General features: G+C 66.3%; 18 protein-coding genes. 14 read left to right on the top strand and 4 right to left on the bottom strand.

Annotation, left to right across the window (positions count from 1 at the left end; all coding sequences use genetic code 11):
* The 6 genes from odhB to A1351_RS10450 all read left to right on the top strand — a co-directional run.
* Positions 1-877: 2-oxoglutarate dehydrogenase complex dihydrolipoyllysine-residue succinyltransferase (gene odhB, locus A1351_RS10475; protein WP_064032929.1), on the top strand; the 877-nt coding region annotated here is incomplete at its 5' end.
* A 123-nt stretch (positions 878-1,000) separates the two neighbouring features.
* Positions 1,001-1,270, top strand: coding sequence for a DUF1150 domain-containing protein (locus A1351_RS10470; RefSeq protein WP_018264521.1), 270 nt, complete (start codon positions 1,001-1,003; stop codon positions 1,268-1,270).
* Positions 1,271-1,356: 86 nt separating this feature from the next.
* Positions 1,357-1,626: a hypothetical protein gene (locus A1351_RS10465; RefSeq protein WP_134188029.1), complete on the top strand. Its 270-nt coding sequence runs from the start codon at positions 1,357-1,359 to the stop codon at positions 1,624-1,626.
* Positions 1,627-1,665: 39 nt separating this feature from the next.
* Positions 1,666-2,016, top strand: a complete 351-nt coding sequence (locus A1351_RS10460) for a hypothetical protein (protein ID WP_024879054.1) — start codon at positions 1,666-1,668, stop codon at positions 2,014-2,016.
* A gap of 58 nt (positions 2,017-2,074) precedes the next feature.
* Complete coding sequence (locus A1351_RS10455; protein WP_024879055.1) at positions 2,075-2,515, top strand: Rieske (2Fe-2S) protein; 441 nt, start codon at positions 2,075-2,077, stop codon at positions 2,513-2,515.
* Positions 2,516-2,606: 91 nt separating this feature from the next.
* Entirely contained in the window at positions 2,607-3,311 is a 705-nt protein-coding gene (locus tag A1351_RS10450) for a glutamine amidotransferase (RefSeq protein ID WP_064032928.1), read from the top strand.
* A gap of 102 nt (positions 3,312-3,413) precedes the next feature.
* On the opposite strand, the gene A1351_RS10445 is transcribed toward A1351_RS10450, so the two are convergent.
* A complete protein-coding gene (locus tag A1351_RS10445; protein WP_024879057.1) occupies positions 3,414-3,890 on the bottom strand; it encodes a hypothetical protein in 477 nt (158 codons plus the stop codon).
* Positions 3,891-4,016: 126 nt separating this feature from the next.
* Positions 4,017-6,269 (bottom strand): transglycosylase domain-containing protein, encoded by a 2,253-nt coding sequence (locus A1351_RS10440; protein ID WP_064032927.1) that lies wholly within the window; start codon positions 6,267-6,269, stop codon positions 4,017-4,019.
* A gap of 242 nt (positions 6,270-6,511) precedes the next feature.
* Here A1351_RS10440 and dnaN point away from each other — a divergent pair, with 242 nt between their 5' ends.
* Complete coding sequence (dnaN, locus tag A1351_RS10435; RefSeq protein WP_064032926.1) at positions 6,512-7,630, top strand: DNA polymerase III subunit beta; 1,119 nt, start codon at positions 6,512-6,514, stop codon at positions 7,628-7,630.
* 46 nt (positions 7,631-7,676) lie between these two features.
* On the opposite strand, the gene A1351_RS10430 is transcribed toward dnaN, so the two are convergent.
* The gene (locus tag A1351_RS10430) at positions 7,677-8,039 is read right to left on the bottom strand and encodes an MmcQ/YjbR family DNA-binding protein (protein WP_024879060.1); all 363 of its coding nucleotides are present in this window, start codon (positions 8,037-8,039) and stop codon (positions 7,677-7,679) included.
* A 25-nt stretch (positions 8,040-8,064) separates the two neighbouring features.
* On the bottom strand, positions 8,065-8,862 hold the full coding sequence (locus A1351_RS10425; protein ID WP_024879061.1) for a hypothetical protein: 798 nt from the start codon (positions 8,860-8,862) through the stop codon (positions 8,065-8,067).
* On the opposite strand from A1351_RS10425, the gene A1351_RS10420 reads away from it, so the two are divergent.
* The 7 genes from A1351_RS10420 to A1351_RS10390 all read left to right on the top strand — a co-directional run bounded on the left by A1351_RS10420 (position 8,861) and on the right by A1351_RS10390 (position 16,585).
* Positions 8,861-10,315, top strand: a complete 1,455-nt coding sequence (locus A1351_RS10420) for a hypothetical protein (RefSeq protein WP_024879062.1) — start codon at positions 8,861-8,863, stop codon at positions 10,313-10,315. The genes A1351_RS10425 and A1351_RS10420 overlap by 2 nt on opposite strands.
* A gap of 238 nt (positions 10,316-10,553) precedes the next feature.
* The gene (locus tag A1351_RS10415; protein ID WP_245291629.1) at positions 10,554-11,981 is read left to right on the top strand and encodes a murein hydrolase activator EnvC; all 1,428 of its coding nucleotides are present in this window, start codon (positions 10,554-10,556) and stop codon (positions 11,979-11,981) included.
* Complete coding sequence (locus tag A1351_RS10410; RefSeq protein ID WP_024879064.1) at positions 11,978-13,330, top strand: S41 family peptidase; 1,353 nt, start codon at positions 11,978-11,980, stop codon at positions 13,328-13,330. Before A1351_RS10415 ends, A1351_RS10410 begins: the two co-directional genes overlap by 4 nt.
* Before the next feature lie 75 nt (positions 13,331-13,405).
* Complete coding sequence (locus A1351_RS10405; protein WP_064032925.1) at positions 13,406-14,179, top strand: heme ABC transporter permease; 774 nt, start codon at positions 13,406-13,408, stop codon at positions 14,177-14,179.
* On the top strand, positions 14,176-14,337 hold the full coding sequence (ccmD, locus tag A1351_RS10400) for a heme exporter protein CcmD (protein WP_026597999.1): 162 nt from the start codon (positions 14,176-14,178) through the stop codon (positions 14,335-14,337). Before A1351_RS10405 ends, ccmD begins: the two co-directional genes overlap by 4 nt.
* Positions 14,334-14,951: a DsbE family thiol:disulfide interchange protein gene (locus A1351_RS10395; protein WP_024879067.1), complete on the top strand. Its 618-nt coding sequence runs from the start codon at positions 14,334-14,336 to the stop codon at positions 14,949-14,951. Before ccmD ends, A1351_RS10395 begins: the two co-directional genes overlap by 4 nt.
* Positions 14,952-15,163: 212 nt before the next feature.
* Positions 15,164-16,585: a methyl-accepting chemotaxis protein gene (locus A1351_RS10390; RefSeq protein WP_064032924.1), complete on the top strand. Its 1,422-nt coding sequence runs from the start codon at positions 15,164-15,166 to the stop codon at positions 16,583-16,585.
* Positions 16,586-16,592 lie beyond the last annotated feature (7 nt).

The following is a 16,592-nucleotide window of genomic DNA, read 5'->3' as shown; positions in this document are numbered from 1 at the left end:
CGCCGCCAAGATCGCGAAAGAGCAGGGCGTCGATCTCTCCGGAATCGTCGGCTCCGGCAAGCAGGGTCAGCTGCTGAAGGGCGATGTTCTCGCCCTCGCGGCGCGCCCCGCGCCCGCCGCGCCAGAGCCGGTGAGCGCCCCGCCGGCGCCGCGCCCGGCCGCCCCGCCGGCCGACGCCGAGCGCGAGGAGCGGGTGCGCATGTCGCGCCTGCGCCAGACCATCGCCAAGCGCCTGAAGGAAGCGCAATCCAACGCCGCCATGCTGACCACCTTCAACGAGGTCGACATGTCCGCGGTGATGGCGCTGCGCAATCGCTACAAGGATTTGTTCGAGAAGAAGCATCAGGTGAAGCTCGGCTTCATGGGCTTCTTCGTGAAGGCCTGCTGCAAGGCGCTGGAGGAAGTGCCGGCCGTCAACGCCGAGATCGACGGCGCCGACGTCATCTACAAGCATTATTGCCACATCGGCGTCGCCGTCGGCACGGACAAAGGCCTCGTCGTGCCGGTGGTGCGCGACGCCGACCGCATGAGCGTCGCCGAGATCGAGAAGGCGATCGGAGATTTCGGCAAGAAGGCGCGCGACGGCCGGCTCGATCTCGATGATCTGACCGGCGGCACTTTCACCATCTCCAATGGCGGTGTCTATGGCTCGCTGATGTCGACGCCCATTCTCAACGCGCCGCAATCCGGCATTTTGGGCATGCATAAGATCGAGGAGCGGCCGGTCGTCATCGCCGGCAAGATCGAGATTCGCCCGATGATGTATCTCGCTCTCTCCTATGACCACCGCATCGTCGATGGCAAAGAGGCCGTCACCTTCCTGGTGAGGGTCAAGGAGCAGCTCGAGGACCCCGCGCGCCTCGTCCTTGATTTGTGACGGTTTCGCGAAAAAATCTGGGACGGCGCCCTCAAAATCCGCCGTCCTGATGCACAGATATCTCCCGTGCTACGATTGTAGGCGTCCGCCGGGCGGGTCGATACGACCGCCGAGGAGTGTGAGATGGAAGTCAAGACCGCGACCGAGAGAAGAATTCCCCTGCTGACCCCCGAGCAATTCGCGCATCTGGGCGATGGAGCGATCGCCTATGTGCGGACGATGAGCTCGGAGGATGTCAAGCGGCTCTATCCTCAGGCCCCGGCCATAGAGCCCGGCCTGACGCTTTTCGCGCTGCTCGGCGCGGACGGCACGCCGATCGTCCTCGCCGACACGGAAGAGGGCGCCCTCGCCAACGCCTGGCAGCAGCAGCTGCAGACCGTCAGCCTCCATTGAGGCTGACGGGTGGACGAAAATCCGCTAAGCTCTGCTCGTGACGCGCTGCGGCGCGGCTCCTATGGTCGAGGCCAATGGAGGTTTTCATGAGCGATTCGCTGTTGGATCGAAACAAGATCATGATCGAGCCACAGACAGACGAAAGCGCGAAAGCGGGCGCGGCCGGCGACGGGCTGGAGCGGCTTTTTCGGCCGATCGTCGATTTCATCCGCTCGATGGCCGATGGAGTCGAGTCGATAAGACCGCTCGAGGACGATATTCGGACGATGTCGGCCCAGGCGCAAAGACTGTCGAAATCGATGCAGGATTATGGCTCGGAGCTGCGCGGTTACGGAGCCTGGGCGAAAAAGTTCTAACGTTTTTTTCAGTCGGTTTATTTTACGGAGCGGGCCGCTTTGTTCGGAGGCACGAAGGATACTCTGGCGCAGCTCGCGGCGCGGCTGGCGGAACTCTATAAGGAAATCGTGACGACGACGGTGCAGTTCGACGAGTTGCGTCGATACACCAAGGAATCGCTCGACGAATTCAAGCGCCTGCTCGAGCGGCAGAGCGACAAGATCGACCGCATAGAACGTGAGCGGATCACGGCCGAGGCCGAGCTGACGGCGAGAATCAGATTTCTGGAGGGGCGGTTGGATGTGTTGAGCGAAAAAGCGCTCCATATCGCCGTGGCGGACATAGCCGCGGGCTATGTGAAGCGCGGAGGCGACGGAGAAGCCGTCAAGCGGCTCACCGACGGGAGCTGACGGCGCCGAGATTGCTTCGCTCTTCCGGACTTTGTAGCGATTCCGAGGAGGGAACGGTATGGAAGAGCCGACACGCGAAATCTTCGCCGTTTGCCATGTGAATGATGTCGCAAAACGCCGGGCCGTCGGCTATGTGCTGGCCCGCGTCAATGACGAGGGCAAGACTGTGCCTTTCCCGGTCGTCATCGTGCGGCACGTCGGCAAATATTATGGCTATGTCAACCGCTGCCCGCACCAGGGCAGCCGGCTGGATTTCGAGCCGAAATCCTTCCTGGACCCGACGCAGCGCTTCCTGCTCTGCGGCAAGCATGGCGCGCAATTCGACATTCCGACCGGCGTCTGCAACGACGGTCCCTGCGTCGGCGCGCAGCTCGAGAAGGTCGAGGTGGTCATAGATGATAGCGAGGTCTGCCTCGCCGGCGTCACCATCGCCGAGGAGGACGGCCTCGATCGCGAGGAGAACGACGTCTATCCGGAGGTGGTCATCACCGCGGACTAACGGTCCCGTCATCGTCTCCATTCTGGACCTTTCTGCTCGATCGGCGCCGGCCTAGACTGCGCCGATCCGCATTTCGTCCCGCGAGGAAACGATGAAGACCGCGCTCGCCATTCGCCATGTCGCATTCGAGGATCTCGGCAGTTTCGCCGAGCCGATCGCCGCGGCGGGCTATTCGATCCGCTATGTCGAGGCGGGGATGCAGCCGATCCCCGCCGAGGCGGCCGACGCCGATCTCGTCATCGTGCTCGGCGGGCCGATCGGCGTCTATCAAACCGAGGAATATCCGTTTCTGGCGGATGAGGCCGCTCTGCTACGCGCCCGGCTCGGGCGTGACGCGCCGACGCTCGGCATTTGTCTCGGCAGCCAGCTGATGGCGGCGGCGCTCGGCGCCCGCGTTTATCCGGGCGGCGCCGGCAAGGAGATCGGCTTCGCGCCGATAAGCCTGACGCAGGCTGGGCGCGACAGCGCGCTCGCCGCTCTGGTCGAGCCCGAGGCCGAAGTGCTGCATTGGCACGGCGACACTTTCGACCTGCCGGATGGCGCGGTTCTTCTGGCTTCTTCGGCGCTCTATGCGCATCAGGCCTTCGCCGTGGGGCGACGCGGCCTCGCTTTGCAGTTTCATCCAGAGGCGGAGAGGGACAGCCTCGAGCGCTGGTTCATCGGCCATACGGCCGAGCTTTCCGCCGCCGGCGTCTCCATCGCCGGCCTGCGCGCCGCCGCGGCAGCCAAAGCGCTGGGCCTTTCCGAGCGCAGCCGGCGCTTCATCGCGCATTGGCTCGCCGATATCGTCGAATAGCCGACAAAAAGGCGCGGTCCGCGGACGCCGGGAATGCGTCGGTGGACCGCGCGAGAGCGACGCCGTCGGGCCGAGACGACGTCGCTGCCTTTCAAGCAGAAATCAGCCGCGAACCGAGACCTTGCGGAACGGATTCTCGTGGTTCGTCAAGAAGGCGTGACCGAACTCGGTCTTGTTCCACTCGACGGACTCGGCCGGCAGGAATTTCAGCGCGGTGATGGTGATGGGGAAATCCTTGGTGGCGGAAACGCTCGCCAGCTTGATCTCCGTATTGCCGGGGCCGACCGAGAGATCGACGACGGCCGCGCCATCGGCCTTGGAAAGGCGCGCCCAGCCGGGCGTGCCGATGCCAGAGGCGACGACCGTGGCTTCGGCGAACAGCGGCGCGGCGGCGCCATCGGCGGCGTCCGGGCCGAAAGCGGGAGACTGGAACGTGAAGGTCGCCATCACCTCGCTGCGGGTGATCTTATGGTCCGGTCCGATCGGACGTCCCGTCGAATACAGAACCAATTTACCGCCATCGAGCGCCGCCTTGATATCGTCGAGCGTCGCCGAAGCGAAAGCCTCCGCCAGTCTCATATCGCTTTCTCCACTTTGCGAAATGCACGCCGCTTTTGCGACAAAAGCGACATGCGGGACAGGTTCTCATCCCGAGCGTCGCAATTGTCGTGCCGCGCGTCTCACAATTTCAGGAGATCATAAGTCTCAGCCGCCGAATAATTTCTCGAAAATGTTCTTCTCCTCCCGTGAAGGGCCGCGCCGGCGCGCCGGGGTCTGGTTCGGAATGTCGGCCGGCGGCAGCAGCGCCTCGACCCCATGGACCGAGCCGGTGACGCTGTCGTCCTCCTCATCGCGGGCCTGGCGGCGACGCGAGGGCTTTGGCGGCTCGGGCTCTGGATCGGAGGAGAAGAAATCGAGCAAGGGCGCGATCGGCGAGGCGCTCTCCGCCGTGGCGGGCGAGCGCCAGGAGCCGGAGGGCAGCGCCGCGACCGGCACGCCCTGGTGCGCGGCCTTCATGAAGCGGCTCCAGACCTCGACCGGCAGATTGCCGCCCGAGACCTTCTTCGTCGGCGAATTGTCGTCATTGCCGAGCCAGACGCCGGCGACCAGATGTGGCGTGTAACCGACAAACCAGGCGTCGCGGAAATCCTGGCTGGTGCCGGTCTTGCCGGCGGCGCGCCAGCCCGGCAGCTCCGCCTTGCGCGCCGTGCCGGTGGAGAGCGTCTCCTCCATCATCGTGTTCATCATCGCCACATATTGCGGCTCGATCACGCGGCCATTGCTGGAGCCCTTGCGGAAATAGAGCTGCTTGCCGCCGGCGGTGCGCACTTTGACGATGATATGCGGCTGCACGCCGACGCCGCCATTGGCGAAGGGCGCATAGGCCGTGACCAGCTCGAGCGGCGTCACCTCCGACGTGCCGAGCGATATGGAGGCGTTGGGCTGCAGCTCGGAAGCGACGCCGAGCCGATGCGCGGTCTTCACCACCGTTTTCGGCCCCACCTCGAGGCCGACGCGCACCGCCACTGTATTGAGCGACAGCGCCAGCGCCTTGGTGAGCGTGACCGGGCCGAAATATTCGTGGCTGTAATTCTCCGGCTGCCAGCCTTTCACATTGATCGGCCCGTCCTCGCGCACCGTGTCCGGCGTGAGGCCATGCTCGAGCCCGGCGAGATAGACGAAAGGCTTGAAGGCCGAACCCGGCTGCCGCTTGGCGGAAACGGCGCGGTCGAACTGGCTCTCGGCGTAATTGCGGCCGCCGACCAACGCGCGAATGGCGCCATTGGGATCGAGCGCCACCAGCGCGCCCTGGCTGACGCCGAATTTGTCGCCCTTCTTGTCCAGCTCCTCGGCGATCGATTTCTCGCCGACCTCCTGGAGCTTACGATCCAGCGTCGTCGTCACGACAATGTCCTGGTCGATGGCGCCGATCGTGTCGTCGAGCATGTCCATCACATAATCGGCCGCGTAATTTATGGAGCCCGCGCCGCGCTCCCGATGCGCGACGGCCGGGCGGCCGAGGGCGAGCTTGGCCATCGCCTCGGTGATATGGCCTTCCTGCGCCATCGCCGTCACCACCTGCGCCGCGCGCTCGGTCGCCCCTTCCGGATTGCGATCCGGCGCCAGCTTGCTCGGCGCCTTCATCAGGCCGGCGAGAACGGCCGCCTCGGCCAGCGTCACCTGGTTCGCGCCATGGCCGAAATAGCGCTGCGCCGCCGCCTCCACGCCATAGGCGCCGGAGCCGAAATAGACGCGGTTGAGGTAGAGCTCGAGAATCTGGTCCTTGGAATATTTATGCTCGAGCCAGAGGGCGAGGATCGCCTCCTGGATCTTGCGCGTGATGGTGCGCTCCTGGGTGAGGAACAAATTCTTGGCGAGCTGCTGGGTGAGCGTCGAGCCGCCCTGCATGCCGCCGCGGCCGGTGACATTGCGCGTCAGAGCGCGGGCGATGCCGATCGGATCGACGCCCCAATGCGAGTAGAAGCGCCGATCCTCTATGGCGACGAAGGCCTTGGGCAGATAGGGCGGCAGATCGCCGAGCCGCACCGCCGCCCCGCCCGTGTCGCCGCGATTGGCCAGCAATTCGCCGTTCGCCGCCAGAATGGCGATATTGGGCGGGCGCTTGGGCACCGCCAGAGTGTCGATCGGCGGCAGCTGCGCCGCATGATAGACAAAGACGCCGCCGACGCCGATCACGCCCCAGATGGAGAGCACGGCGCCCCAATAGACCAGCCCGCCGAGGCCGAAGCCACCGCCCCGCTTGGACTTTTTCGGCTTGGCGGCGCGCGGCGGCGGAGCGTCGCCCGGATCGTCCTCCGGCGGCTGCGCGCTTTTGCCCGATGCGCTCGTGCCTTTGCGTTTGGGTTTCGCCATGCGATCCTCTCGCGGGTCGGCGCGAAGCTCGCCGTTCCCGTCGCCGTCGAAACGCGGTTCGCGGCGTTGTTTCTCGCGCGCCATAGGGGTCCGCCGCCTCGGGTTTCCTCTGCGCCGCGGCGCCATGCGCGCGGTCGACGCCGACACTAGCTGTAATGCTGTCGATTTAAGGGCCGGTTAAGCAAAGAAGGCGGGGGCGCCACGCTTCGCCGCAATAGGAACTTATGCACAGAGCGCCGTCGATCCTCCTGCAGGTCTTGCGCTATCCGTCGCGGCTTGCGAAAATCCCGCCCTTGGTATGAAAAACGCGGCACGGATCGAGCGCAATGAAAGTCACCATCGAGAGAGCGGCGCTGCTGCGCGCCCTCGGCCATGTTCACCGTGTGGTGGAGCGGCGCACGACAATTCCGATCCTCGCCAATGTGCTCATCGACGCCACGGCGGGCACGCTGATGCTCAAGGCGACCGATCTCGATCTCGAGATCACCGAGAAGGTCCCCGCCGACGTCGGCCAGCCGAGCGCCACCACTCTGCCGGCCCATACTCTTTATGATATTGTCCGCAAGCTGCCGGAGGGCGCGCAGGTCTCGATCGAGGGAACCGGCGAGCAGGGCCAGCTCACGCTACGCTCGGGCCGCTCGCGCTTCAATCTGCAGAGCCTGCCGGAGAGCGATTTTCCCGATGTCACCTCGGGCGAGTTCACGCACAGCTTCTCGCTCGCGCCGGCGGACCTCAAGAAGCTGATTTTAAAGACGCAATTCGCCATCTCCAGCGAGGAGACGCGCTATTATCTCAACGGCATCTTCCTGCATTCGACGGAGGTGGACGGCCATCAGCTGCTGCGCGCCGTGGCGACGGACGGCCACCGTCTGGCGCGGGTCGAGCTGCCGGCGCCGGCCGGCTCGGCGGGAATGCCCGGCGTGATCCTGCCGCGCAAGGCGGTCGCCGAGGTGCTGCGCCTCGTCGAGGACGCCGAGGGCGCGGTGGCGATCGAGCTCTCCGCCAATAAGATGCGCTTCTCCTTCGGCGAGACCGTGCTGACGACCAAGCTCATCGACGGCACTTTCCCGGACTATGGCCGTGTCATTCCGGCCAATAACGACAAGCGCCTCACCGTCGAGCGCGGCGTGTTCCGCGAGGCGGTGGATCGCGTCTCCACCATTTCATCGGAGCGCGGCCGCGCGGTGAAGCTGGCGCTCTCGGAAGGAAAGCTGGTGCTTTCTGTCACCAATCCCGACCAGGGCTCGGCGGTGGAGGAGATCGAGGCCGATTACGACGGCCCGCCGATCGATATCGGCTTCAACTCCCGCTATCTGCTCGATATCGCCGATCAGCTCGACAGCGACACGGCGCTGTTCCGCCTCGCCGATCCCGGCTCGCCGACGCTGATCCAGGACCGCGACGGCGCGAGCGCGCTCTATGTGCTGATGCCGATGCGGGTGTGAGGTCCGCGCGGGCGGAGGGGAAGCGGCTCTCGACGGTTGCGAGATTTCAGGCGTTGTCCAGGCCGAGCTCGACGCGCTTCTTCCGTGGGAGCCCTCGCGAGACGATCGAATACGATTCGCGGATGTAGACGCGCAGCTCGGCGTCCGAGAGGCCCGGCTCCGCGAAATGCTGTATCCATTTCAAGCCGCGGGAGGCGAGATAGGGCGCGGGACGCAGGCCGGGTTGCTCCTTGAGCATCTCATAGGCGACGTCGCCGACCTTGAAGGTGAAGCGCGGCTGGCCTTCGTCCCAGCCGCCGATCGCGAAAACCTTCCCGCCGACCTTCCAGACATGCGAGCCGCCCCATTGCACCACATGGCTGGCCGCCGGCAATGCGCCGCAGAACGCGTTGTAATCGTCATATGTCATGTGCGCCGACTTTCTGGGGGCCTCGTCACTTCACCTCGAATTCCACCATCTCTATCGTCGTCGCGCCGGCGTTGCGCAGCGCGCGGGCGGGGCCGGCGTCGCGCCATTGGAAATCGCCCGGCTGCAAGGCCATGTTCTGCCCGGCGCCGGCGGCGTCCATCTCGATCAGCTCGCCGCCTTCCACCACGATCCGCACGCCGGCCGCGCTCTGCGTGAAGGCGGGTGTGGTCTCTCCCGGCTTCAGCGAGAGGCGCCAGCCGCGTAGGCGCTCATTGTCGATGATCTGCATAAAGCCGGCGGGACGCTCCGAGGGCGCACGGCCGAGCGGCGTCTTTTGCAAAAGTTCGAAGCCGACGATGCTCAGCGGCGCATCCCCGACATTTTCCGCTCTGTGAGTGAGGCTCTGTTTGGAAAAAGCCCCGAAGCCCACCGCGCCGCGGGGCCAACGGATCGACGTGGGCGCGGGGTCGCCCCAATTCTGGACGAGGGTCGGGCTCTCGCGCACCACCACATAGGCGAAATCGCGCGAATGCTCGTGATAGGGCGCGACGCGATGCGGCGGCAGCAGCACATTCAGCATGGCGACCGTCTCATTGCGGAAGGCCGGCACATGAAAGGGCGTCCGCTCCACGGGAAGGATTTGCCCCTGCGCCGCGCCGCCCGCATCGAGCGCCGCGGCCGGCGCGGCGGCGAGCGCCGCGACGAGCAGAAGGGAAAAAGAAAATGTCCGCGTCACGCGCGTCTCCTGATGAAAGCCCGAGCCTTGCCAAAGATAGGGCCGTGACGCAATCTCGCCGCGCAGGCCGGACCATGCGAGCGCCATGACATATCTCCTCACGCATTTCTGGGCCTGGGGCGTCTCGGCCTTCGCGGTCGGCGTTGCGACGGCGCTCTCTATAGCCCGGCGCTCCGAGCGTGGACCGGTCGCCGGCTGGCTGGTGTGGTTCGCCCTCGCTTTCGCCGCGGGCGCGCCGGTGGCGATGCTCGGGCTGCTGCCGGGACGCTCCGGCTTCTGGCTGGAGACGGCGCTGCTGCTGTTTCCCGCTTTTCTCCTCGGCGCGGTGGTCGGCGCGCTGATCGGGAGGCATTCGCTTCGGGATAATGAGGGCTGGGCGCTCGGTCTCATTCCTTTGGCGCTGATCTGGATCGCCGCCGGCTTTCTGGCCGGCCGCTCGATGGAGCAGGATTTGCGGCGCAAGGCGGCGAGCGCGATCGAGAAGATCGGCGGCGATCCCGCCTATCTCGACGTCGCCGGCCGCGATGTTCTGCTGCCGCGCAATGCGCCAAATCGCGCCGTGGCGGCGGAAGAGATCGCGCATATCCCCGGCGTGCGGGGAATCGCCGATGTGGACGCGCTCACCGGCGCGGCCGCCAAGAATTACGAGAACGCCGCCATTGCGCGGCGCGCGGCCCGAGAGGGCGAGCCGTCGCCGCTCGGGCCCGCGCCCGCGCCCAATGGCGTCGCCGGACCGGCGCAGAATGGCCAGCCGCGATCGTCCAATGGCGGCTCCGCCGTGGCGCCTAAGCCAACGCTCGAGCCGAAGGAGCAGGGGCGGGGAGGGGTGAAGCCCGCGCCTTCGACGCCATCCGCCGCCGCGCCGGAGCTGGCGCGGCCCTCCATATCCGCGCAGCCCTCCGAGCCTGCCGGCGCGGTGGAAGCCGGCAAGAAATATGAAGCCGGCAGAAAGGCGGAGACGGGCAAGCCTTCGGCGCCGGTCGAGCCGTCCGAATTCGCCAAGCCATCGGAGGTCGCCAACCCTTCGGAGGCCGCCAAGCCTTCGGAGGCCGCCAAGCCTTCGGAGGCCGCCAAGCCTTCGGATGGCGCCAAGCCTTCAGACCTTGCCAAGGCGCCCAATTTGCCGAAGCCGGCGGCAGGGGAGGAGCCGAGCGCCGCGGTTCCGGCCAGCGGCGAGCTGGACCTTCCCACTTGCCAGAAGGCGCTGAGCGCCGCTCTCGCCAGCGAGCCGGTGCGCTTCGCCAAGCATGGCGCTGGCGTGCGGCGCGGCGCGACCGGGGCGCTGGACAAGGCGGTCGGCCTGCTGCAGCGCTGCCCGCAGACCGAGGTCGATGTGCGCGTGCGGGCCGAGGGCGGCGATCGCGCCGCGCGGGAGAAGGCGCGCGACCGCGCCGCTCGCGTCGTCGATTATCTCAGCCGCATGGGCGTCGAGCGCGGGCGTCTCTCCGTCGCCGGCGAGAGCGGCAAGCCGGTCGCCAAGGGCGCGCCGGAGGGCGAAAGCGGGAGCGGCGTCGATTTCCTGCTGTCGCCGCGCCGATAGCGCTTTCCGATCGAACGGAATCGTTCGATCGATCAGAATTCGCTTCCAACGAAAGAATATAGAGCGCTATCCGATCCAATTGGGGATCGGATAGCGCTCTAGGCGCCGCCTTCGCCGCAATGTGGACGCTATTGAATAGCCAAACTGCAGCGAGATTCGCACGCCGGCTTCCGGCGGGCGCAAAGAGTTGCGGGCGGAGCGGACGCCGTTCATGAGGCATGAGGCGAGCGGCGGGTTTATGCGACGGAGAGCGGAGCGTTGGGAGTCGGGCGCCTGCTTTCCCGCCGTCTATCTTCCCGCCCTTTGTCTCGCGCTGACGGCCGTCGCAAATCCCGCGCGGGCGGAGCATCTTCGCGGCGCCATAGCGACGACGACGTTGAAGCCGACTCCGGTCGTCGAGACGCGAGACGCCGCCGATAATCCGGACTCCCCCGATATTTCGGGAAAACGCTCGGAGCTGCGCAGCCTCGAGGAGACGATCACCGTCTCCGCCGAGAGCCGCCGCAAGATCGAGACGGAAATCGAGACGCTGCGCGCCGACCGCGCCAAATTCAACGCCGCGCTGGTCGATGCGGTTCAGCGGGTCGGCGTGCTGGAGAAGCGCGTCGAGGATGTGAGCGCCAAGCTCGAGGCCTCGGTGCGGAGCGAGCGGGCGCTGGTCAAATCGCTCGCCAGCCGCCGCGCGCTGATCGGCGAGGTGCTGCTCGTGCTGCAGCGCATGGGGCGCAAGCCGCCGCCGGCGCTGCTGGCCAAGCCCGAGGATATTCTGGAGAGCATTCGCGCCGCCATGCTGCTCGGCTCCGTGCTGCCGCAGATGCGCGCCGAGGTGGAGACGCTCAAGACCGATCTCTCCGATCTCATCGCGCTACGCGGGCGCATAGAGGCGGAGAGGACGAGCCTCATCGCCGAGCTCGAGCATTTGAAGGAGGAGCGCGTCCGTCTCTCCGCTCTGGTGGAGACGCGGCAGAAGGCGCTGATGCTGGCGCAGAGCGCGCTGGATTTCGAGGCCGAGCGGGCGCGTAATCTGGCCTCCAAGGCGACGAGTCTGAAAGAGCTGGTCGCCCGCATGGAGAGCGAGGTGGAGGCGGCCAAGCGCGCGGCGGAAGCGGCGCGGCGGGCCGACGCCGAGCGCGCCGCGGCCGACGCCGCAATGTCGCTGGACAGTCGCGCCAAGGCGCTGGCGGCGCCGTTCAAGGACCCCGCCCGTCTCGCTCCAGCCGTCGCCTTCGCCGATCTGAAAGGTCGATTGGCGCTGCCTTCGGCGGGGAGCGTCGTCAAGCGCTTCGGCGCCTCGGACGGCCAGGGCGCGACCGAGAAGGGCGTGTCCATAGCGGCGCGTGAAAACGCGATCGTGGCCGCGCCCTGCGACGGCTGGGTGGTTTTCGCGGGGCGCTACCGATCCTATGGTCAACTCTTGATCATCAACGCCGGCGGCGGCTATTATGTCACCTTGGCTGGAATGGACCAGATCTCCGTCGCCGTCGGGCAATTCGTCCTCGCCGGCGAGCCGGTGGCGAACATGGGCGGCGGCGCCGTCAGGACTGCGGCGGCCATTGCTATCGGCGCGAAACAGCCCATTCTCTATGTAGAGTTTCGCAAGGACGGAACGTCCATCGATCCGGGCCCATGGTGGGCGAAGCCGGAACTTCAGAAGGTTGGCGGATGATGCGCAAGGCCTCATTGATCATAACGGGAATCGTCATCGGGGCGGGATGCGCCACGCTCGGACAGAATGCGCGCGTGTTGATCGGCTCCCCGGCCTTCGCCGCCGCCGCCGATACGTACAAAAATCTGAGCCTCTTCGGCGATGTCTTCGACAAGGTGCGCGCCGATTATGTCGAGAGGCCCGACGAGCAGAAGCTCGTCGAATCGGCGATCAACGGCATGCTCACCTCGCTCGATCCGCATTCGAGCTACCTCGACGCCAAGGGCTTCAAGGACATGCGGACGCAGACCGAGGGCAAGTTCGGCGGCCTCGGCATAGAGGTGACGCAGGAGGACGGCCTGGTGAAGGTCGTGACGCCGATCGACGACACGCCCGCGTCCAAGGCGGGCGTCATGTCCGGCGATCTCATCTTCGCCATCGACGACGACAATGTGCAGGGCCTCTCCCTCAATCAGGCCGTCGACAAGATGCGCGGCCAGATCAACACGCCGGTGAAGCTCACCATCCTGCGCGGCAAGGACAAGGAGAAGATCGAGGTCAAGCTCACGCGGGCCGAGATCCATATCAAATCCGTGCGCTCGCATAAGGAGGACGAGGATATCGGCTATATCCGCATCTCCCAGTTCAACGAGGAGACCTCGGACGGGCTGCGCACCGCGATCCACAAGTTCCAGCAGGACATGCCGGGCGACAAGCTCAAGGGCTATATCGTCGATCTGCGCAATAATCCGGGCGGATTGCTCGACCAGTCGATCCAGGTGGTCAACAGCTTCATCGACCATGGCGAGATTGTCTCGACGCGCGGCCGCACGGCCGATGAGACGCAGCGCTACAATGCGCGGGCGGCCGGCGACATCTCGCGCGGCAAGCCGGTGGTCGTGCTCATCAATGGCGGCTCGGCCTCGGCGTCGGAGATCGTCGCCGGCGCGCTGCAGGACCATAAGCGCGCGACCATTCTCGGCACGCGGTCCTTCGGCAAGGGCTCGGTGCAGACCATTATTCCGCTCGGCGGCAATAATGGCGCGCTGCGCCTGACCACGGCGCGTTACTACACGCCGTCCGGCCGCTCGATCCAGGCCAAGGGCATCGATCCGGACATCACGCTGCTGCAGGACGTGCCGGACGAGCTGAAGGGCAAGGACGACACCAAGGGCGAGGCCTCGCTCAAGGGCCATCTGAAGAATGGCGAGGACGAGAAGAGCGGCTCGCAGGCCTATGTGCCGCCGGACGCGAAGAAGGACAAGCAGCTGATCGCGGCGGTCGAGATTCTGCACGGCAAGTTCAAGCCGCAGAGCGCCGCCGAGCAGTCGAAGCCGTCCGATTCGTCGAAGCCCAAGGCTTCTAACTGATCGACTTCCAACTGATCGACTGGGCGGAGAGGGCGTTTCCCTCTCCGCCCGTCGCGTTTCGTTCGGCAGGCCGTCATGATCGCGTTCTCGTCCTTAGCCAATCCCGCCGTGTTCCTGCGGCTGACGCAGCGCGTCCTGCCCTGGCTGGGCGCCGCGAGCGCGCTGCTTCTGGGGCTCGGCCTCTATCTCGTCTTCTTCGTCTCGCCGGCCGATTATCAGCAGGGCGAGACGGTCAAGATCATGTATATCCATGTGCCGGCCGCCTGGCTCGCCATGTTCGCCTATATGGTCATGACCTCAGCCTCGCTCGGCGTGCTGGTCTGGCGCCATCCGCTGGCCGACGCCGCGCAGAAGACCGCCGCGACGCTGGGCGCCGCCTTCACCTTCATCTGCCTCGTGACCGGCTCGCTGTGGGGCAAGCCCATGTGGGGGACCTATTGGGTGTGGGACGCGCGTCTCACCTCCATGCTGATCCTCTTCCTGCTCTATCTCGGCCTGATCGCGCTGCGCCAGACGATGGAAGACTCCCCGCGCGGGGCGCGCATAGCGGCGATCATGACTCTGGTCGGCTTCGTCGATATTCCGATCATCAAATTCTCGGTCGACTGGTGGAACACGCTGCATCAGCCGGCCTCTGTGTTCCGCGCCGGCGGGCCGACCATCGCCGGCGCCATGCTGTGGCCGCTGCTGATCATGGCGCTCGGCGCGACGGCGCTGTTCCTCGCGCTGCATCTGATGGCGATCCGCAATGAGATTTTGCGCCGCCGCGTCGCGCGGCTGGCGCTGCAGGTCGCCGCCGCCGGCGAAGAGGGCGGCGCTTCTGGACAATTGCTGGAGCCGGCGCAATGACCGACGAGCATTGGGGCTATATTCTGCTGGCCTATGGCCTGACCGCCGCCACCATCCTCATCATGGCCTTTCGCATTCTGCTGGAGCATAGACGCCTCGCCGCCGAGCTCGCGCGGCTCGAGAAGAACGGTTCCGGCGAGAGAGGGGAGGCGCTATGAGCGCCGAGGAGTCCGCGCCGCGCAGCCGGCTGGCGCTGTTCCTGCCGCTCGCCGTCTTCGCGGCGCTCGCCGGTCTCTTTCTCGTGCGGCTGTTCTCGGGCGACGCCTCGCGCCTCCCTTCGGCGCTCATCGGCAAGCAGGCGCCGCAATTTACGCTTCCCGCTTTGCCGGGGCTCGCGGGCGTCGGCGGCCTTTCCGGCGACGATCTGCGCAAGGGCCGCGTCAGCGTCGTCAATGTCTTCGCCTCCTGGTGCTCGCCCTGCCGGGCGGAGCATGCGCAATTGCTCGCCCTCGCCAAGGATCCAGCGCTCGCGCAAAAGGGCGTCGCGCTCGTCGGCCTCGCCTATAAGGACGAGCCGGCCAATTCGCTGCGCTTCCTCGCCGAGGTCGGCAATCCCTTCGTGGCGGTCGGCGTCGATCTTCCCGGACGCGTCGCGATCGACTTCGGCGTCTACGGCGTGCCGGAGACTTTCATCATCCGTGGCGACGGCGCCATCGCCTATAAGTTCGTCGGGCCTTTGACCCGGCAGGCTCTGGAAGAGACTTTGCTTCCCGAGATCGAGAAGGCGCTCGCCAATACGCGCGCCGCAGCGCTCGCCGACGCGCAGAAGTAGGTTTCTATTAACCTTAACTTAACGTCGGCTGAGCCATTTTAGCTTCTGGCGGCGGTTCAGGATTCTCAGTCGTCCGGGCCTCGTCGCGCGGGGCGGGCGGTCGATCGGCCGCGTCTGCGCGCGCTTCCGGCGCGTCGCGAATTATTGCTTGCGGATAGGCGCAAATTAAAAGGGTGATCGGCTTGCGCGCTATTGTTCCGACGGGGTTGCGAATGCGGTCGGCCGTGCTGCTGTCCATCATCGCCGCCATCGCATTCGCGCAGGCCGTCGTGAGCTGGCTTCTGTTCGCCGGCGGCCTGGACACGGCGCGCGATCCGAGATTGGCGGCGCTCTTCGTCGGGCCGGTCCTCATCGCGCTTCTCTGCATTCTCGGCGCCGTGGCCGTGCGCACGCGCATCGTCCGGCCGCTCGTCGCCGTGACCGAGGCGGTCCGCCACCTCGCCGATGGCGACACTTCCTATCGGCTCGAGATCGAAGACTGTTCCGAGAGCGTGCGGCGCCTCGCCGACGCTTTTGTGAATCTTCGGCAGGTCATCCTCGCGCATCGCGCCGATGAGCATCTGATCGCCGAGGCCAACGCCACTCAGGCGCGCATCGTCCAGCTGCTCGGCGACGGTCTGGCCAAGGTCGCCGAGAAGGATCTGACCTATCGGCTGACCGACGAGGTTCCCGGCTCCTATCGCCGGCTGCAGACGGATTTCAACACCGCCGTCAGCCAATTGTCGGAAGCGATCGGCGAGATGGCCGATAGCACGCGGCTGCTGGGCTCCGGCATGCAGGAGACCGTCGCCGCGGCCGATGATCTGTCGCGGCGCACGGAGAGCCAGGCCTCCAATCTCGAGGAGACGGCGGCCGCGCTCGCGCAGATCACCGAGACGGTCACACGGACGGCCGAGGACGCCGGCAATGCGCGGCAGATCGTCTCCAATATGAGCTCGGAGGCGCAGGCGAGCGGCGGCATCGTGCGGCAGGCCATCGGCGCCATGGGCGATATCGAGCAATCGTCGAAGAAGATCGCGCAGATCATCGGCGTCATCGACTCGATCGCGACGCAGACGAATCTTCTTGCGCTGAATGCGGGGGTGGAAGCGGCCCGCGCCGGCGAGGCGGGACGCGGCTTCGCCGTGGTGGCGGCGGAGATTCGCGATCTCGCGCGCCGCAGCGCCAAGGCCGCCAAGGAGATCGACACATTGATCTCGGTCTCCAACGCGCAGATCGGCCGCGGCGTCTCGCTCGTCGGCGATACGGGCGAAGCCTTGTCGCATATCGTCGAGGAGATCGCCCGCGTCAATGGCGTGGTGGCGGAGATCGCCGATCGCGCGCGCCAGCAGGCCGCGGCGCTGAACGAGGTGAATGGCACCGTCCGCCAGATGGATATGATCACGCAGCAGAACGCTGCAATGGCGGAGCAGACCACCGCCGTCAGCCATGGGCTGAGCGAGAAGACGCGGCGGCTGATCGAGCTGGTCTCGCGCTTCCGCATCGCCCGCGATCTCGACGCCGCCGCGCGCGCGGCCGGGCCGCGCCTCGTCGCCTCGGGCGGCGAAAGCTTCTACGAGCCGCGCCGTGTCGGAGCGCCCGACCGGCGGCTCGGCGCGAGCGACCGTCGCAGCAGAGCCTGGACGGATTTTTGAACGCGCA

Source organism: Methylosinus sp. R-45379 (genome assembly GCF_001644125.1).
In the GTDB taxonomy this organism is placed as follows: domain Bacteria; phylum Pseudomonadota; class Alphaproteobacteria; order Rhizobiales; family Beijerinckiaceae; genus Methylosinus.
The sequence above is the reverse complement of the archived record's forward strand: the minus strand, read 5'-3'. Positions and strand labels throughout refer to the sequence as shown.